The sequence below is a fragment of the Prolixibacteraceae bacterium genome (genome assembly GCA_019720755.1).
GTDB classification, from domain to species: domain Bacteria; phylum Bacteroidota; class Bacteroidia; order Bacteroidales; family Prolixibacteraceae; genus Halosquirtibacter; species Halosquirtibacter laminarini.
Genome location: CP081303.1, coordinates 1,324,032 through 1,344,522 on the forward strand (window position 1 = coordinate 1,324,032; position 20,491 = coordinate 1,344,522).

7 protein-coding genes and 1 riboswitch are annotated in these 20,491 nt (G+C 37.0%); of the genes, 3 read left to right on the forward strand and 4 right to left on the reverse strand.

All coding sequences use genetic code 11. From position 1 onward, the window contains the following. Positions 1-440: 440 nt before the first annotated feature. Positions 441-13,100, forward strand: coding sequence for a tandem-95 repeat protein (locus K4L44_05455; protein QZE15280.1), 12,660 nt, complete (start codon positions 441-443; stop codon positions 13,098-13,100). A 331-nt stretch (positions 13,101-13,431) separates the two neighbouring features. After that, positions 13,432-15,045, forward strand: coding sequence for an alpha-L-fucosidase (locus K4L44_05460; GenBank protein ID QZE15281.1), 1,614 nt, complete (start codon positions 13,432-13,434; stop codon positions 15,043-15,045). Between the two features lie 304 nt (positions 15,046-15,349). Here the strand turns inward: K4L44_05460 and K4L44_05465 are convergent, their stop codons facing one another. The 3 genes from K4L44_05465 to K4L44_05475 are packed head-to-tail and all read right to left on the reverse strand — an operon-like array spanning position 15,350 to position 17,251. Then, positions 15,350-15,586: a DUF4465 domain-containing protein gene (locus K4L44_05465; GenBank protein QZE15282.1), complete on the reverse strand. Its 237-nt coding sequence runs from the start codon at positions 15,584-15,586 to the stop codon at positions 15,350-15,352. Between the two features lie 6 nt (positions 15,587-15,592). Then, positions 15,593-16,450, reverse strand: coding sequence for a DUF4465 domain-containing protein (locus tag K4L44_05470; GenBank protein ID QZE15283.1), 858 nt, complete (start codon positions 16,448-16,450; stop codon positions 15,593-15,595). 12 nt (positions 16,451-16,462) lie between these two features. Then, positions 16,463-17,251, reverse strand: a complete 789-nt coding sequence (locus K4L44_05475; GenBank protein ID QZE15284.1) for a choice-of-anchor J domain-containing protein — start codon at positions 17,249-17,251, stop codon at positions 16,463-16,465. Between the two features lie 159 nt (positions 17,252-17,410). Continuing rightward, positions 17,411-17,601, reverse strand: a riboswitch (cobalamin riboswitch). 724 nt (positions 17,602-18,325) lie between these two features. On the opposite strand from K4L44_05475, the gene K4L44_05480 reads away from it, so the two are divergent. Next, positions 18,326-18,886 carry a DUF1697 domain-containing protein gene (locus tag K4L44_05480; GenBank protein QZE15285.1) on the forward strand — a complete coding sequence of 187 codons (561 nt, stop codon included), beginning with the start codon at positions 18,326-18,328 and terminating at the stop codon, positions 18,884-18,886. 153 nt (positions 18,887-19,039) lie between these two features. On the opposite strand, the gene K4L44_05485 is transcribed toward K4L44_05480, so the two are convergent. Continuing rightward, positions 19,040-20,473, reverse strand: a complete 1,434-nt coding sequence (locus K4L44_05485; protein QZE15286.1) for a sialate O-acetylesterase — start codon at positions 20,471-20,473, stop codon at positions 19,040-19,042. Between the last annotated feature and the right edge of the window lie 18 nt (positions 20,474-20,491).

The following is a 20,491-nucleotide window of genomic DNA, read 5'->3' on the forward strand; positions in this document are numbered from 1 at the left end:
AATAAAATCTTAATTATTTGGTGAAATGACTTATATTTTTAGTCTAATCTAGAAAAATATAGCCCAATATATTTTTGATGTGATGATTGGGGTTCTAATATCATCACTTTTGTTTTTATTTATTGAAGCCTGACAGTTTGTAATGATAGATGATCAAAGTATCGTCTCTGTATTTGTTATTAAAGTATTGGTATTGAGTGATATGAATTGTGTTTTATGTAATGATTCTTTGTGATGATATTTCTTATATCGTTGAAAACTCCTGTTTTATTGAGAAGTTTTATCTCATCTACATTATTCTTTAATCTTATTCTTTGCAGTCTGTGTATATTTTTTTGCAAGTGTTAATATTCTCTTAAAAAATAGTTTTTGACAAATAGAACAATTAAAAACAAATGGTTGTTAAAGAGGATGACATTACATCTATAATTAATATAATTATGAAAAGATTTCTACTCTTCGTTATCTCTTTTTTAATATCTATTAGTAGTTTGTTTTCTCAAAGTGAGGAGACATTTACTTTTGAAGGATCTCCTACTTCTGGTTCTTATTATGAAAATGGTCGACAGTTAAGTCTTCAAAATCGATTTCAGACCTATTCAGATGATACGAATCCTTATGGTATTGATAGCTCTAGTAAAGCGATACTAGGAAATAAAAGTATCTCTTCTGTTTTTGATGAAATTGGAGGATTCTATATGTATTATACTAGTTTTTATCTTAAGCGGTTTTATATAAAGGTAACTGACCCAACTGGTGCCACTATTGATACTAGTAAGGATATCTATTTAAATGGTTATCATTTCTCGGATCTAATTTTTCACTACAAGATACCTAAAGATGTTTATAATACAGATCCTAAAATCAATAACGGTTTTACTTTGATTGATCTTTCTACTATAGAGGGATTGGATTTAGATAATACGATTATTGATAAGATCATGTTTGAGAATAAGCCGAAAGAGGCATATGTTTTTATCGATAATGTTGTTTATACAGCCCAATCATATAGTAATGAAGATTTCCCATTGATGCAGATGGTAGAGGTGTCAAATATACAAGAAAATAGTGTAGATGTTTCTAGTGAATTTGTTCTATCTAGTGCTGGGTATACTGAGAGAGGTTTTGTGTATTCTACTATCGATGAGACGCCAACTGAAGAGGAGGGGGCTACGATGGTGGCAGTTGCAGGAGGTAGCTCTTCGGATGTCTTTACCACCACGATAAACAATATGGAGGTAGATAAGATCTATTATGTTAGAGCATATGCTAAAAATAGTAATGGAACCAGATATTCATTTCCTATATCTACTATGTCTGGGGCTTCTTCTGTGTTGAGAATCAGTTCTAACAATAATCCAATACCCAATAATTCCACAGAGACAATCACAGATAATAATACAGATTTGGGATCTACTAAGATAGGAGAAACCATATCACACACTTATACTATCGCGAATATTGGAAATGAGGATTATACTATCTCTACAACCCCTTTATTAAAGCTAGAAACCCTAGATGGTATCTTTGGTATTAATGAACCTCTAATTTTTAATCAGATTGCCGCAGATTCTGAAGAGACTTTTACCATCTCTGCAAATCATTCTACTCCAGGTATCTACACAAATACTGTCAAAGCGATTAATGGTGAATCGATTGACTATAGTTTTAACGTAAAGTCTATCTTTTATAAGGAGCCTGAATTTACAGGATATGGATATTACAGTTTGAATGGAGAGGATAGTATTGAGATTACTTCGACTGTGAAGCCAAACTTTTCCCCTACTTCTATACGGTTGGATTATGGATTGACGATCTCTTTGGGTAATACGATCAATAGACCAGGGACTCTATATTCGACGAATAATACCAATACTTTTAAAGTAAGTTTTCCAATTATTCAATACGGTACAGCACATTATTATCGATTTACTGCAACGAATGCTGCGGGAGATACGAATTCGTCTTATTATTATGTTACTGCTCCTACTATTGATCCAGTGATTGAAACCAATGATTTGATCACATTGAATGAGGGTGAGACTAAGGAAATTTCGAATTCTTCATTGTTGGTGAATGATCCAAATAATCAACATATAGGGATGACTATTCAAAGTTTGCCATCTCATGGCGAGATTCAACGGGATGGAGAGACTTTAGCCGTTGGTGATATCTTTACACAAGCAGATATTGATAATAATCTAGTCTCTTATGTTCATGATGGTTCGCATACTACGTCAGATCAAATGGTTGTAGTGATTCGAAATGACAAAAAGACTTTGGATCCAACTACAATACAATTTAGTATTACGACCGAAAATGATCCTCCTGTTGTGATTCCACAAACAAGAATTGCAGAGAAGGGACTAACTATTACTTTCACTACTGAACAATTTTCAGATAACCTAACAGATGAAGAGGGAGATGCATTAGAGAAGATCCAGATCACCACGCTTCCGACATCCGGAGATTTGAAACTCGATGGCGTACCAATTGTTTTGAACCAAGAGATTCCTCTTAGCGAAACAGCCAAAATTACTTATGTGAATGGAGATGAAGGAACTTTCTTCTTTATGTGGAAGGGGTATACGAATGCTTATTCGACAGAGAGTGGGGCAGTGTCTTTAGTTATTGGTCCAGATAATACACCGCCTACTATAACTTCGTGGAGTACGAATATGGTGGAGGACAATACATACAGTATTCCAACGAATTTGTGGACAGATAATTATAGTGATGCACAAGACTTGGTAAAAATTGCTCTTATTGAGGTTGGCACTGGAATTACTGTAACCTTAAATGATCAGGCTTTGACTCCTCCTGTGGAAGTTCTTGTGGCTGATTTAGATAATCTAAAGGTGGTTCCAGATCCTAATTATAATGGAGCTGTGGTAAGTCGTTGGGATGCTACTGATGGAGCCAATTATACGGATGGTGACAAAGAGTGGACTGTTTCAATCTCAGCTGTTGATGATATACCCACTGCAGGTATTATTGATTTGAATGAAACAGAGGACACCTCTATTTCATTTACAGGGGATCAATTTGGTTCTGTATATGATGATGTTGAGAATGATGGAATGACTGGTGTCGTTTTTGATCTTACCAAGTTAGATGGGGTATTGGCATTGAATGGTGTGGATGTTGTCGATGGTAAGGTTATTCCTAATGTAGATATTAGTGACCTTACTTATACTCCTAAGGCAAATGTATTTGGTAGTCGTATGGATACGTTATTGTATCGTGTTCAGAATACGAATGGTGAGAGTTTAGAGTTGTACCCTATTTATGTCTCTTTAAGCTCTGTAAATGACAAGCCTACAAACGAAGATTTTGAAATTGCCATTCGAGAAGATGAATCTTTTAACTTCTCTTTTGATCTGTTTAATAGGTCTTATGACGATGTGGAACAGCAGGTTCAAGAGAAGGTGAAAATTACCACTTTACCAACGAATGGTAAGTTAACCCTTCTTGGAAATCTTGTTGTCTTAGGACAAGAGATTCTAAAAGAAGATATAATGAACCTTCGGTATGCTCCAAAACCAAACCGTAATGGAACAGGTTTTGATAGTTTCCAATTCCAATCTAGTGATGGAATAGATTATAGTTCTAGTCATACTGTGACGATCCATGTCACTTCTGTTGCAGACTTGATGCAGGTTGGATTTTTTAATGCTTTACACTTTACTGGAAATGGTTATGTGGAAATACCTCATATTGAATTGAGTACCAGTGTCTCAACTATTGAGTTTTTGGTGAAAACAACTCTCGATAATACGGATCAAGTTATTGTCTCTTCATTGAGTAATAATAAAGGGTTTGAATTTGGTGTGAATAGTAGCAATCAATGGTATATTAAGAGTGGCAATGGGACAACTACAGACCTTACTGTAATTGGTAGTGTTGCTAATGGGGCTTCATGGAAAAAAGTGCAGATTGTGACTGGAGCAAATGCAAAAGTTACAGTATTGGAGAATGAGAATCAATTTACAACGATAGATGTTGGTGTGATTCAGAATAGTGATTCTTTTAGTTATTATTTAGGTAAGAGCTCTGATGAAGATATCAATTATTTTAAGGGAGCAATGGATGAGCTTACTCTTTGGAATATTGTACGAACAGTGGACCAGGCGAAAGATATTTATGCCTCTTACAATGTGAATACACCTAATTTAGTAAACTATTGGAATTGTGATGCCATTGAGTCTTTTGTATTGAAGGATCAGGTAGAGGGTAATATTGGTACAATTCAAGGAAACCTCTATTTTGAAGAGACAGGAAAGATTGTTTTCCATCAGATGAATGAGGAGGAGACTTTAAGAACTGGAGTGAAGATTACGGATTGGGATAGTGCCAATGGAGCTATCGAAATTGTCTCTAGTAACCATGGTGTAGCGACAATTGTAGATAACTATAATGTTGATTTTACTGCGAAAAAGGATTTCTCTGGAATCGCATCGTTTACTTATAAATTAGCAGGTTCTTCTGAGCAAAAAACAACTCAATATATTGAGGTGATTAATGTGGATGATGCGCCTGTGGCAATCCCTCAGTCAGTCCATGTTGGAGCTTCAGGAACGGTAACCTTATTAAAGAATCGTTTTGAAGAGAACTTTAGTGACGCGGATAATGATCCGTTAGAGAAGATTATTGTTAAGACGCTTCCTTTGGCAAGCCAAGGAGTGTTGAGGATGAATGGTGTTACGATTACTGAAAATCAAGAGATTTCGGTTTCGGATTTGGAGACTAAGGGAATTACTTTTACCAAAGAGGGTGATTTTTCCGGAACTGCAACTTTTAATTGGAATGGTTATGCCAATGGTAAATGGGCCGCAGTAGATGCTTATATTAATCTTATTGTGAGTCCAAAAGTGTCCAATCTTGCCATTTCGGATAATCGTATTGATGTTAGAGAAGATGAACCTTATCCTATCACAAAATCTTTTTTTGCTGATGCTATTAGTAATGGGGAAAATGTAACACATATTGCATTGATTACTTCTCCAGAAAATGGTTATTTTATGAAAGGGGATGATGTCTTAACTACTCCAATACAATTGATGTACAGTGATTTAGATGATCAAGATGTTACCTTGCATTTCAATGCAAACTGGAATGGTACAGATAGTTTTAGATGGGATTTGAGCGATGATGTCGGCTATACAGATGGGGATGCTACTGCTACTGTAGTTGTGGCGGCTGTTAATGATGCTCCAGAGGTGACAGATATCACAATGAAAACAAAAGAGGATGTGTCATTGAAATTTCATACACATTTATTCCGTGTTGGGTATAGTGATGTTGAGAGTGATGACGCCCAATATGTTATCATTGAATCATTACCAATAGATGGTGCACTATATTATAATGATCAAGAGGTGGTTGCAGGGGACCTTCCTTTAAAAATGGAGGTTTCTCCGAGTATTGAGCTTGTATATGCTCCACTAAATAATAGTAGTGTGAATGACACCTTGACCTATCGTGTTCAGGATAGTCATTTATCAAACAGTGTAAAGGCAAACTTAGCATTTGAAATTGAAGCAGTGAATGATGCTCCTGATGGAAGTGATCTGACTATTTCGATGAATGAAGACGAGGTCTTTGATTTCTTACCATCTGTATTCACAGACCATTACAGTGATGTGGAGAACGATGCATTAGGGGCTATTACAATAGTTTCACTTCCTGGTCTTGGAACATTGACTTATAATGGTACTACGATTAGTGAAATGATGATTCCTTTTGAGGTAAATGCAAGTAATATTGGTCTATTGAAATTTGTGCCTACACCAAATGGTTTTGGTGAGCCTTATACCTCATTCGACTATAAGTTGAAGGATGATAATGGGGCCATTAATGGTTCTTATAACATAACGGTAAGTGTCGTAGAAGTGGCGGATGCCCCTTCTATTACAGAGGATGTTCATATTTCAATGAATGAAGATAATAGCTATATCTTTAGTAGATCTATCTTTGATAAGAGTTTCTTAGATGTAGATAATCATACGCTAAAAACTGTCAAGATAACCACAATTCCGACGAATGGATCCCTATCGCTTGATGGTGTGGCATTGTCTGCTGGTGCACTTGTAGATATTACAAATATTGAAAACCTCGTATTTGAACCGAAGACAAACTTAAATGGTCAAGATATTACTGCTTTTGAATTCAAGTTTGTAAACGATCAAGGAGTCGAGAGTACTGATACAGGTAGATGTATTGCCAATATTCGTTCTGTCAACGATGCACCTGTTATTACAGATAGTGGTAATTGGTCTGTAACAGAAGGAGAAGTGTTTACACATACGCTAGCAGTAATGGATTATGATAATGACGGTCTATTGTATTCACTTGTGTCTGGTCCAGCAGGAATGACTATTAATAATCAAGGGGTCATTACATGGAATGCGGATGTGGAGACCAATCGAGTAGACGGTATCGTTGTTTCTGTAACGGATGGAGAAGAAACAGTCACTTTTACTACTAGTATCTTAATTAATAATGTGAATAATAAGGTTCCAGTTGTTACAACCACCTCGTTAAATATGAACTTGAAGGGGTTAGAACAGACATTTAATTTCCTATTAAAAGCAACAGATGCTGATTTTGGAACTACTAGTTTTACTAATTGGACCATCATTGATTTAGAGGATAAAGACCGGGATGGAGTAATGGCATTCTCTGTTGATTCTAGTACTGGAATAATCTCTATAAGTGATTATGATGAGTTGTTTAAATATGCAGATCATCAGTATGATTTTAAGGTTACAGTGAGTGATGGAACTCTAGTTAGTGCCCCAACAAACGTATCTATTGTGATTACTGATGACCGAGAAAGTCAATCAGTAAGTGGTGTATTTAATTTGTCGACGACATTTAATCAAGCCTCTGTAAGTCAGATTGAACAGAGTGATCAATCATTAGTATTACAATATGAGAGTAGTAATGGTGTCGTGGCAACTGTACAAGGACATATTTTACAGGTGAAGGGAGTTGGTACTTCGGAAATAACTGTAAGTAATGATGGAAATAAACAATATAAGCCGTATAGCGAAAACTTTACTTTTACTGTAGCAAAAGGCGATATTACAGTGACAGCAAGAAGTTATACTCGTAAGTATCAGGAGGCAAATCCTGTATGGGTGTATGATGTAGTGGGAGCACAGGATGGAGATAGTAATATCTTCACTACGGAACCTACTATCACCTCGGATGCTATACAAGATAGTGGTGTCGGTGTTTATAATATTGAGATAAGTGCCGGGATAAGTCCAAATTATAATGTACGGTATTTTGATGGTAATTTAACGATTGAAAAAGCGGAATGGAGTATTATATGGAGTAATCAGCCTGATAAGTTATATATAAATGAGCCGTTTACAATTGCACTTTCTGATGCATCTATAGCTTTTAATGTTACGTCAGCAGATGTCAACATCATTGCAGTAGATGGTAAAGTGATTACTGGATTAAAGGTTGGAAGCACTGATATATCCATTACTATTCCTGGAGATATTAATCACGAAACTAAAACAATCGTAGAAACTGTTACAGTTTACGAGCATGGAAACACTCCACCAACTGTGGATACTGATTCTGAGACTTTGAACTTAAAAGGGTTAGATGGAACAGAGACGATTCAGCTTGTCGCAAGTGATAAGGAGAGTGATAGTAGTGCTCTCAATGGATGGGAATTGCGTTATCTACAGGATAAGGATAATGATGGAACAGCTCCATTTGCACTGGATGCAATTACTGGAGTTCTTTCGATTACTGACCTAGATGAGTTGTTTGCATATGGAACACATGATTATACTTTCCAAGTAAGAGTACGTGATGTTGAGAATTATAGTGAATGGAAAGATGTTACCATTTCTATTGTAGATAATCGAGAATTGCAGTCTGTAACAGCAAGTTTCATCAAAGGCTCGAACTATAGTGAATTGACAGTTACTCAGGTTTCGCAGAGTGATGCATCTCTTGTCTTAGAGTATGTAAGTAGCAATGTTGGAGTGGTTCGTGTTGAAGATAATGTGTTTGAGATAGAAGGAGTTGGTAGTTCTGAGATTGCCGTAAGCAATGAAGGTAATAATATGTATAAGCCATATAGTGATACCTTTACTTTTACTGTAGCCAAAGGTAATATTACTGTGACAGCGAAGAGTTACATCCGTAAGTATCAAGAATCGAATCCTGTATTTGAGTACGAGGTAGTGGGAGCTAGAGAGGGAGATAGGGATCTCTTTGATAATGATCCAACGATCTCTACGACAGCAACTGTTACTAGTAATGTAGGTAGTTATGCGCTTACACTTGCCTCTGGCATTAGTTCTAATTACGATGCCGATTATATTGATGGAACGTTAACTATTGAGAGGGCAGATAGAGATATAGTTTGGAGTAATCCAACGAATACTCTTAAGGTTGGAGAATCATTGACTGTTGTTCTTTCTGATGCTACTGTACCTTTCACTGTAACTTCTTCCGATGAAGACATCGTATCTGTAATGGATCAAACGATTACTGCATTAGATGAGGGAAGTGCAACAATAACAGTAGGGGTGGCAGAAGACCAAAATTATCATGCGATAAGTTTTGTAGAAACGATCACTGTAACCAAACCAGCCAATACTCCACCAACAGTGGATACTGATTCTGAGACTCTGAACTTGAAAGGTTTAGACGGAACAGAGACGATTCAGCTTGAAGCAAGTGATAAGGAGAGTAGTGGTAGTTCGCTTAATGGATGGGAATTGCGTTATCTACAGGATAAGGATAATGATGGAACAGCTCCATTTGCACTGGATGCAATTACTGGAGTTCTTTCGATTACTGACCTAGATGAGTTGTTTGCATATGGAACACATGATTATACTTTCCAAGTAAGAGTACGTGATGTTGAGAATTATAGTGAATGGAAAGATGTTACCATTTCTATTGTAGATAATCGAGAATTGCAGTCTGTAACAGCAAGTTTCATCAAAGTCTCGAACTATAGTGAATTGACAGTTACTCAGGTTTCGCAGAGTGATGCATCTCTTGTCTTAGAGTATGTAAGTAGCAATATTGGAGTGGTTCGTGTTGAAGATAATGTGTTTGAGATAGAAGGAGTTGGTAGTTCTGAGATTACCGTAAGCAATGAAGGTAATAATATGTATAAGCCATATAGTGATACCTTTACTTTTACTGTAGCCAAAGGTAATATTACTGTGACAGCGAAGAGTTACATCCGTAAGTATCAAGAATCGAATCCTGTATTTGAGTACGAGGTAGTGGGAGCTAGAGAGGGAGATAGGGATCTCTTTGATAATGATCCAACGATCTCTACGACAGCAACTGTTACTAGTAATGTAGGTAGTTATGTGCTTACACTTGCCTCTGGCATTAGTTCTAATTACGATGCCGATTATATTGATGGAACGTTAACTATTGAGAGGGCAGATAGAGATATAGTTTGGAGTAATCCAACGAATACTCTTAAGGTTGGAGAATCATTGACTGTTGTTCTTTCTGATGCTACTGTACCTTTCACTGTAACTTCTTCCGATGAAGACATCGTATCTGTAATGGATCAAACGATTACTGCATTAGATGAGGGAAGTGCAACAATAACAGTAGAGGTGTCAGAAGACCAAAATTATCATGCGATAAGTTTTGTAGAAACGATCACTGTAACCAAACCAGCCAATACTCCACCAACAGTGGATACTGATTCTGAGACTCTGAACTTGAAAGGTTTAGACGGAACAGAGACGATTCAGCTTGAAGCAAGTGATAAGGAGAGTAGTGGTAGTTCGCTTAATGGATGGGAATTGCGTTATCTACAGGATAAGGATAATGATGGAACAGCTCCATTTGCACTGGATGCAATCACTGGAGTTCTTTCGATTACTGACCTAGATGAGTTGTTTGCTTATGGAACACATGATTATACTTTCCAAGTAAGAGTACGTGATGTTGAGAATTATAGTGAATGGAAAGATGTTACCATTTCTATTGTAGATAATCGAGAATTGCAGTCTGTAACAGCAAGTTTCATCAAAGGCTCGAACTATAGTGAATTGACAGTTACTCAGGTTTCGCAGAGTGATGCATCTCTTGTCTTAGAGTATGTAAGTAGCAATGTTGGAGTGGTTCGTGTTGAAGATAATGTGTTTGAGATAGAAGGAGTTGGTAGTTCTGAGATTGCCGTAAGCAATGAAGGTAATAATATGTATAAGCCATATAGTGATACCTTTACTTTTACTGTAGCCAAAGGTAATATTACTGTGACAGCGAAGAGTTACATCCGTAAGTATCAAGAATCGAATCCTGTATTTGAGTACGAGGTAGTGGGAGCTAGAGAGGGAGATAGGGATCTCTTTGATAATGATCCAACGATCTCTACGACAGCAACTGTTACTAGTAATGTAGGTAGTTATGCGCTTACACTTGCCTCTGGCATTAGTTCTAATTACGATGCCGATTATATTGATGGAACGTTAACTATTGAGAGGGCAGATAGAGATATAGTTTGGAGTAATCCAACGAATACTCTTAAGGTTGGAGAATCATTGACTGTTGTTCTTTCTGATGCTACTGTACCTTTCACTGTAACTTCTTCCGATGAAGACATCGTATCTGTAATGGATCAAACGATTACTGCATTAGATGAGGGAAGTGCAACAATAACAGTAGAGGTGTCAGAAGACCAAAATTATCATGCGATAAGTTTTGTAGAAACGATCACTGTAACCAAACCAGCCAATACTCCACCAACAGTGGATACTGATTCTGAGACTTTGAACTTAAAAGGGTTAGATGGAACAGAGACGATTCAGCTTGTCGCAAGTGATAAGGAGAGTGATAGTAGTGCTCTCAATGGATGGGAATTGCGTTATCTACAGGATAAGGATAATGATGGAACAGCTCCATTTGCACTGGATGCAATCACTGGAGTTCTTTCGATTACTGACCTAGATGAGTTGTTTGCTTATGGAACACATGATTATACTTTCCAAGTAAGAGTACGTGATGTTGAGAATTATAGTGAATGGAAAGATGTTACCATTTCTATTGTAGATAATCGAGAATTGCAGTCTGTAACAGCAAGTTTCATCAAAGGCTCGAACTATAGTGAATTGACAGTTACTCAGGTTTCGCAGAGTGATGCATCTCTTGCCTTAGAGTATGTAAGTAGCAATGTTGGAGTGGTTCGTGTTGAAGATAATGTGTTTGAGATAGAAGGAGTTGGTAGTTCTGAGATTGCCGTAAGCAATGAAGGTAATAATATGTATAAGCCATATAGTGATACCTTTACTTTTACTGTAGCCAAAGGTAATATTACTGTGACAGCGAAGAGTTACATCCGTAAGTATCAAGAATCGAATCCTGTATTTGAGTACGAGGTAGAAGGAGCTAGAGAGGGAGATTCCAATATCTTTGGTACTAGTCCAACACTATCTTCAAGTGCAACTCTAGATAGTGATGTCGGAACATTTGATATTGAAATTACACCTGGTATCAGTCCAAACTATAATGCGAATTATACAAATGGTACACTAACGATAGAAAGGGCAGATAGAGATATAGTTTGGAGTAATCCAACGAATGCTCTTAAGGTTGGAGAATCATTGACTGTTGTTCTTTCTGATGCTACTGTACCTTTCACTGTAACTTCTTCAGATGAAGACATCGTATCTGTAATGGATCAAACGATTACTGCATTAGATGAGGGAAGTGCAACAATAACAGTAGGGGTGGCAGAAGACCAAAATTATCATGCGATAAGTTTTGTAGAAACGATCACTGTAACCAAACCAGCCAATACTCCACCAACAGTGGATACTGATTCTGAGACTTTGAACTTAAAAGGGTTAGTTGGAACAGAGACGATTCAGCTTGAAGCAAGTGATAAGGAGAGTAGTGGTAGTTCGCTTAATGGATGGCAGTTTCGATATCTACAAGATAAAGACTATGATGGTAATGCCCCATTTGCTTTGCATCCCAATAGTGGCGTTCTTTCGATTACTGACTTAGATGAGTTGTTTAAGTATGGAGAGGATCAGTATGACTTCCAAGTAAGAGTCAGCGATGGCGAAGATTATAGTGAATGGACTGATATTACGATCTATATTGTAGATGATAGAAACGAGCAGTCTGTCACTAGTTCTTTTATTAATGAGGTAAATTATAGACAACTATCAGTTACACAAATTGCACAAACTGATCAGAATCTAACATTGAACTATTCGAGTGATAATATAGATGTTGTTTCAATAAATGGATTGATATTTAATATTGTAGGTGCTGGTACTTCTTTAATAACAGTAACAAATGATGGTAATACTCTTTATAAACCATTTAATTATACGTTTACTTTCGATGTTGCTAAAGCAAGTGCTACTGTTCGAGGAGTAAGTTATACTCGTAAATATCAAGAGTTAAATCCTATTTGGGGATACGATGTGGATGGTGCTCGTGAAGGGGACAATATTATCTTCACTACCAATCCAATATTATCTTCTGTTGCTACAAAAGACAGTGATGTTGGAAAATATGATATCGTGATTACTCCTGGTGTGAGTAAGAATTATGATGTGGAGTATATTCATGGAACTTTAACCATCGAAAAAGCGGAATGGAATGTAACATGGACTAATGAGGATCTTGATCTAGAAGTTGGGCAGACATTAGACGTTGAACTTTCTCAAGAGGTAGACTTTAGTCTTGTAAGTGCAGATCCATTGATCTTACAAACAATAAATCATACGATTACTGCTGTGGCTGAGGGTACTGTTATTCTAAGTATTATAGTTGATGAGGATGAAAATCACAAGCAACAGATCATTCAACGTGAGATCACTGTAATAGGTACTACAGGGGAATGGGATAGTGAAGAGAAGGTGAAGATATATCCTAATCCTGCTTCTGACTTCTTAGAAATAACCGGGTTGAAGACCGATGATAAAATCTTTATTTATGATTCAAAAGGACGATTAGCGAAGACTGTAAATGTGGAGGATGTGAAAGTCACAATTCCAGTTCAGTCACTCATAGAAGGAGTCTATTTGTTGAGAGTGAATAGAGATAAGGTATATAAGATTATTATTAAAAGATAGATTCTATTAATTAATTATTTAGTGAGAGAGGGTGTTCTATTCATATAGGACATCCTTTTTTTTGATTTGTAAACAAGAAGAAGGTAGCTTCTCTTATTATATATTGGAAATTAATATATATGTTTTTATTATTATGAATTATTCACTAGATATTGTCAAATGAGAGGATAATAATGTAACATCTCTCAAAAAGGACAAATTGGATCTAGTTTGGTACTTCTTGTTACGAAATTGATATTGTTTTTGTTATTAGTAGTTGAAAGCTTCCTTTATCATTGTACTTGAAATCCAATTACTAAACACGATTAATATTTAAATTATGAAGAGCACGATGAAGAGAGCTTTATGGTTTTGTCTGATTGGGGTAATATCCATATCGATAGTTTCAGCCAAAAAGAAAAATAAGAAAGATACAAAGAAGCTTACTGATAGTTCCATTCAATCTTATGATTGGAAAAAACCATATTCTGCAGAGTGGGGAGGGCTTAAGAAACAACCTATTCCTGAGTGGATGTTAGATGCGAAATTTGGGATATATACCCATTGGGGAATATTTTCTGTTCCTGCACATGGTGGTCCTGACTATGTAAAGAGTCTTTATACTGCGGGGGATAAGGATGTGAGAGGAACCAAAGCATATCACCGTGCTAAATACGGTCGCATCAAAGATTTTGGGTACAAAGATTTTGTTCCGATGTTTACTGCAGAGAAGTTCGATGCCAAGGAGTGGGTGTCAGTGATGAAAGAGGGCGGTGTGAAATTTGCAGGAATATGTCTTTCTCATCATGATGGTTTTTGTCTGTGGGATACTAAATATACCGATTTCAATTCGATGCAACAGGGACCTAAAAGAGATATCTATGGAGAGATTGCAAAAGAGGTTCGTAATGCAGATTTAAAATTGGCGGCAACCTTTCATATGGCTCGTACATATGGTTATGTTTTAAGAAAGAATAGAAATAAATTTACTCCATATCAGAAAGAAAACTGGGATATTTTCAAAGATGAGAACTCTAATATCTATTTAGATCCAGAGAAGATGCCCAAAGAGGAATATGGAAAGCGTTGGAGTGGTCAGGTGCGTGAAGTGATTGATAAATATCGTCCTGACGTGCTGTGGTTTGATGGGATCTCTGGTTCGATAAAAAATAATGAAGTTCCTGAGGATTCAGTGACATCGATCTTCAAATATTATTATAATAAAAAAGGAGTTAGTGGGGATGAGGTTGTTATTTGCAACAAGCTACCTGGTAGTAAAATGTGGAATTTCCCATTAGGTTTTGGACTTCGTTGTTATGAGAACTGTCGAGATATGGAGGAAGATCCTAAAGGTTACTGGTTGGCTGACAGAGCTATTGGTTATCCTTGGTGTTATGTGAATAATAAGAAGTATCGTCAACGTGAAGACTACCAGACTCGTAGTTTGATTGACATCGTGAGTCGTGGTGGTATCTTTTTCATCTCTTTGACACCAAAAGGTGATGGTTCTATTCCTGAAGAAGAGGTTGCCATTATGAAAGGGATGGGTGATTGGTTAAAAAAGAATGGCGAAGCGATTTATAATACACGTCGTTGGAAAATATCTGGTGAAGGAACAGCCAAAATGTTAAATTGGTCAAAGAATAAACACGCATATCGTTGGAATTTCCATGGGCTATCTGCTGAAGACATACGCTTTACAAGAAGCAAAGATATGAATAAGATCTATGCAACAGTATTAGGAAATCCCAAATCACACCAATATACCATTAAATGTATGAAGCGAGGAGAGAAGCTTTCTACAAAGAATAAGATTGATTCGATTGAGTTTCTTGCAACAGGGGAGAAAGTGAAGTGGGAGCGTACGGCAGAAGGTTTGACGATCTACTTCCCTAAGAACACTGCTAAAATTGATGATATTGCGAATGCTTTTAAAATTACTGTGAAAGGAAAATTGATTTTATAATTTACTTTTTCATCGTTTGTATTACTTTTCTTTTAATCATCTAAGGGGGAGATATTCGTATCTTCTCCTTTTTAGTGTGCCATGCATGATAATTAGCTAATCGGTATAAGTTCGTAGGTGGGGCTTGTAGATTCACCACCTAGCAGAAGACTATGGTGTATATAGTGCGGAACAACCTGTAGAAAGCCGTATGAAAACGCTGGTCTGTGGTACACGAATCGTATAAGGTATTTATGAACTGGATAGGCTTGCACTACAAAGTGAAACCCTAATTCTATACGAGCTCATGACGTAGATACGGCAGTTATATGTAGTGAATGTTAATTATTTTACCATGGGAGATCTCACTGAAGGATATATTCTCTGTTTGGATTGAAGGAATGGATTGTTTTAGGGTTGGTGCTTGATCTTTAGGATCCACACCATTCACATTGTCCATACAGAAATAGACTGGGGTATTTATCATTCCCAAATCATTGTTGTCGGTAGAGACCATTTCGAAGTCGATTTTCGTCACCTTACCTAAAACAGATAGATCCAATCATTTTCAAGAGTCAAGGATATAGTCTTTGGTATTGTCATCAAAACGATAATCTGCAAGATATGTCTCAGTCTTACCAGTCTCTTTATTGGCTGCATCACAACCTCTAACAATAAGCTTAAGCCAGTCTTTATCGTCCCCTGAAGTGCCTCCAAATTTCTTCGCATAATCCACCCCTTCTATTTCGTCAACCAAAGTCTCATGACGAAAAGACTCTGTCTCTGTCTTATAAAGATAGAGCTTCTCAATCGCGTGACTGTTTTCTAAATCTAATGTCAGATTATTTAGTTGTAATGATCCCACATCTCCTTGTACTACAATATTCAATTTTGTGAGAGGTTCATTTTTACTGCCTTGCCCTAATGCAGAAGAGGTTATGGCTTCATAATCAATATGATCTATAGAAACAGGTTGCCCTTCCACTACTTGGATATGGTCTAAATCCATCGATTGATATGCAGTATGATGAAAGCCTATGTATACAGTTTGTCCTTGAAATTCGGATAGATCTTGTGTATACTCTTTATACGAGCCTATGGTTTTTTGTGTCGCAATCTCTTTGAAATCTTCTGGCTTACTCCCTTTTGTGGATATGGCCACCGAGATTCTGCTACCATAGGTCTTGGCACTATATTTAAGAAGTCCATTTTTAGGGATTTGAATAGGCAGGGTGATCAACCAATCATCTCCTTTGGTATAGCCGTGGATACTTGCACATTTCGAATGGTCTACTCCAGCCATAAGGCTACGAATCCACATTTTCGAGTCATTGTCCACATTATGTGTTTTCCAACCTCTGGGAGGAAACGTTGTTTGCTCGAAGTCCTCTACCCATGGAAAACTCTTTATGGTTGGGTCTTCCATCGTCGTAAACTCCTAGATGGGGCATACTTCACTTTTCCCATATCTGTTTTTGGCAGCGACAGTACAGTAATATTGTTGGTTATACTTTGGAAGGGATATCTCAAGCGACGTTTGCTTAACCTCTTTGGAGGAGATGACATTCTTTATATTATCAAGCGTTGTTCCAACAGAGACGATGTAAGATTTTGCAGAAGGAGATGGTTCCCATTCTAAAAGAATATTTTTCTCTTGATCTACGGCATTAAATTTTGGATGTATTTCATCAGGGGCCATTGGTGAGTCTTTATCGTGATATTTCGACGGTAGTTTTACATCATCGATATATAGAAGTGAGTGGTTTTTGGCAGTAGATTTAATGGCAATATATATATTGTCCCCTGCATATGCAGACAAGTCGTAGGTGTATTGGGTATAGTTACTAGGAACCTCTTCAACTTTATCTAGCCTATTTTCATTCAAGAAAGAGACCGATACTAGATAGGTGGAAATATATACCTCAAAGCTCTCTTTGTTAAAACTATAGTTGCTTCGGGCCCAAAAAGAGAAGGTGTCTCCCTCTTTAACTTTTATACATGGGGTCACCAAGTATTCCTCATTTTGGGTTCCTTGCGAATCTATAGCAATCGCTTGGTTGCCACTGTGTGCCTTGTCCGCCAATTTCCATGTGTTTCCACCATTGCGATTCATGATAATCCAACCGTTGTCCTCTAGGCAGTTGGGGGATTCAAAATCTTCTAAATATTGTCCTCTACAAATAGAGAGAATAGAAGAACAAAAGAGTAAGAGTAAAATTTTTTTCATCTGTAATTTTAATTGATCGTTATTTTTCGTGAACTATCGAAATGATCATTAAAAAACAGCAATGATAAAGAAATTTTAAAGCTCTGGGATAGAGCATTAATAAGAAGTATCTTGCCAGTTTTTGATGCGATCACCCTAGCTCCCGAAGGTGTTATTTGTTGCAATCATTCTACTTCTGGCAGGTCTTCTGACTTCACTACACGAGACAAATAGCCTTCCCAAGATATATCCCAGTGGCATGTTTATTCGTCTTTTTTGGTAGCATTACAGCAGCGGGTACTGTTCTAGATTCTCACTAGATTCCCTATTAAATCCTCTGAATAAAAGGAACTCGTCAAATAGTTCCATTTCATAAGATACCAACTTCGAATTTTATAAAACGTTGCAAAAATACAAAAATAAAGTAGGTGAAAGTTAATTTATGTATATTAAATGTCTCCATTTCTAATCATTGGGTGGTCTATATTTCTCGGTGATATTTTTTTGTAGTTAATTACATCGAGTATTATCCTACTTTTATTAGATCTGTTTTTATTGAATTTCTGTGGTTAGCATTGTTGCTGTTAACTCTTTTTGTCTTCCTATTTACACCTAAGGTCTTTTGGTCTGATTGATATTCATCCAGTAGTAATGGTTTGTGTCGAATACAATGGTGCATGCGATCCATATAAACTTAGGCTTTTTTTCAATAGTAATAAGAAAAATAATTGTCATATCCATCCCACTTAGATGATATATTCACCCTGTTTTCTTCTTGTTTGATAAGGGATTCCTAGTAGGTTTGTCCATGGTTTGTCCATGGTTTGTCCATGGTTTGTCCATGGTTTGTCCATCGATTCTCCATCGATTCGGTGGTTGAACCATTCATAAAGTATGCGTATTGCATGAACAAAGTAAGGGACAATCCCTTAGGAAATACCTGTGAAACTTGTCTCAAATTCTATATTACACACTGTCGTGTCACTGTCAGAAACGATCCAGACATGGTGAAACAAAGTAGCGTTTTTAGATAATATGATTGTGGTATATGATTATAATAATGTATCTTCTGTATTTTTTGTAAAAGTATGATAAATGCGTATATATATTGTTTTGATGCGGGGTATCAATTTAGGGAACCATCACAAGGTAAAGATGGCAGATTTGAGAAGCTTTTTAGAGTCGGAGAGGTTTCAGAATGTCTCTACCTATATCCATTCGGGGAATATTGTTTTTACGCATGAAGGAGAGTCGCTAGAGGTGGTTTCGGCTTGTGTACGTCGTGTGTTGGATCGTCATTATGATTTTGAGATTCCTTTCCAATTATTCGACCTCTCTTCTTGGTGTGAAATGGTTGCATTCAATCCTTTTCCGCTTCATTCAGAGGAGTTGGTGAAGAGAAGTCATGTCACCCTGTTATCTTCTATTCCTGATATGAAGAGTGTATCTCAGTTGTCGGAAATTGATTCTAAAGGCGATCAGATAAGATGGGTTCAACGTGCAATATACCTTCAGTGTGAAGGGGCTTATCATCAAACAAAGTTTGGAAATAATCGCATTGAAAAGGTGTTAGAAAGAGAGGCTACGACCAGAACATGGCGAACGATTGTCAAGATCAGTGATTTGGTGGATCGTTTGGTTGTGGCTTTGTCGTGAGAGTGGATAGGAGCTTATCCTATAGGATATTAATCCCTTTGCTTCAGATTAAAGCTTGAAAAGATAAAGTATTTTATTCTGCTATTGGGTAGGATACGACGCAACAAAAGGGATATCGTTCACGATATCCCTTTTGTTTAAACTATCTATTTTCTATTTACTCTCTTTTTTATCTTTATATGTGTCCCATTGGTCGGTTCTGAATGAAGATAGTGGAAGTTTGTTTGCATCATAGATATCTCCTTTAAAGAAGTTGCTCCATCCATAACGTACAGCCACAGGTCTCTTCACTTTATCGGAAGATACTGCAATTTTATTCCATCCAATGATTTTTGCTTCTGCTGGATAGAACTTTTTATCTTTTCCTGCGATGGTGAAATTCGTAAGTTTCCCATTTTTACAAACCATTCCTTCGTTGCAGTGGGTAAATTCAAGGATCATACGCCCTTTTTTTGTGGTTGCGTTCTTATAGGTTGGTCCTTGGTCATCAATGGCTGTCATATTATAGACACGGTGAAGAGCCAAGTTAACGAAGCGATCCGAAATAGGTCCTTTTTCATGTGGGTGGATGTTTCCTTTCTCTCCCACATCACTTGTGATTACCACACCACTTTTCTCTATGGTTTGACTAATCGTAACTTGAGACTCTCTTATGTATTGAGATTCTGAGTCGTTTTTATATCCAAAAGGAGCGATTTGTGCAAGAAAGATGGAGAAGTTACAATCGAACTCCTTACGCCATTGTGCTGCTAAATCCTTAAATAGAGAGATATACTGCTTTGGTTTGTGTCTGTCCGATTCTCCTTGATACCATAACATCCCTTGGATGGTATAAGGGGTCAATGGTCGAATCATTGCGTTATACAAAGCGGTAGGAACATCGTTGTTCCATCTTGTAAATTTCAGGTTATCTGTCTTGATATTATCATATTTAGCCAAATTTTCTTTGCTAATCCACGAGGAGATATAGCTTCCTCCAAAGGAGCTGTGAATAACACCAATAGGTACATTTAAAGTCTCCTGCAGTTGCAAGGCAAACATATACGCAATGGCACTGGTCTTTGCTGCAGTATTTGGAGTAGATACCTGCCACTGTTCTTTGGATAGCAGTGTGTCTGAAGGAGTGAGCGAAGCAATGTTATCCACATCAAAGATACGTATTTGTGGGTTGTTTGCTCTCTTCAGCACCTCTTGTCTTCTGTAGGTATAACTACCATATTTCCCCTCTAATTTAAAAAACATATTGGATTGTCCAGAAAAGAGCCACACTTCTCCCATCAAAATATCCTCGTATACAATCTTCTCTTTTGCCGATTGTATGGTAATATTATATGGACCACCTGCACTAGTAGTCTCTATTTCAAAAAGCCACTTCCCATCTTCTCCTACTTCTGAGGTATAGTGTTTTTTATTCCACGAAGAGGTTAGTGTTATCTTCTTATTTGGTTTTCCCCATCCCCATATTTTGACAAGGGTATCTCTTTGGAGAACCATGTGAGAGCCGAGTACTTGAGGCGTTTTTAGTTTGTTGGCAAAGCTCGTATTAAAGGCAAACATAATGATGAATGCCAATATCAATCTTTTCATCTTATTTATATGTTTTAT

Excerpts from the sequence above, each read along its gene's own strand:
- K4L44_05455 (QZE15280.1), top strand. The coding sequence starts at position 441 with ATGAAAAGATTTCTACTCTTCGTTATCTCTTTTTTAATATCTATTAGT.
- K4L44_05460 (QZE15281.1), top strand. The coding sequence starts at position 13,432 with ATGAAGAGAGCTTTATGGTTTTGTCTGATTGGGGTAATATCCATATCG.
- K4L44_05470 (QZE15283.1), bottom strand. The coding sequence starts at position 16,450 with ATGGAAGACCCAACCATAAAGAGTTTTCCATGGGTAGAGGACTTCGAG.
- K4L44_05475 (QZE15284.1), bottom strand. The coding sequence starts at position 17,251 with ATGAAAAAAATTTTACTCTTACTCTTTTGTTCTTCTATTCTCTCTATT.
- K4L44_05480 (QZE15285.1), top strand. The coding sequence starts at position 18,326 with ATGCGTATATATATTGTTTTGATGCGGGGTATCAATTTAGGGAACCAT.
- K4L44_05485 (QZE15286.1), bottom strand. The coding sequence starts at position 20,473 with ATGAAAAGATTGATATTGGCATTCATCATTATGTTTGCCTTTAATACG.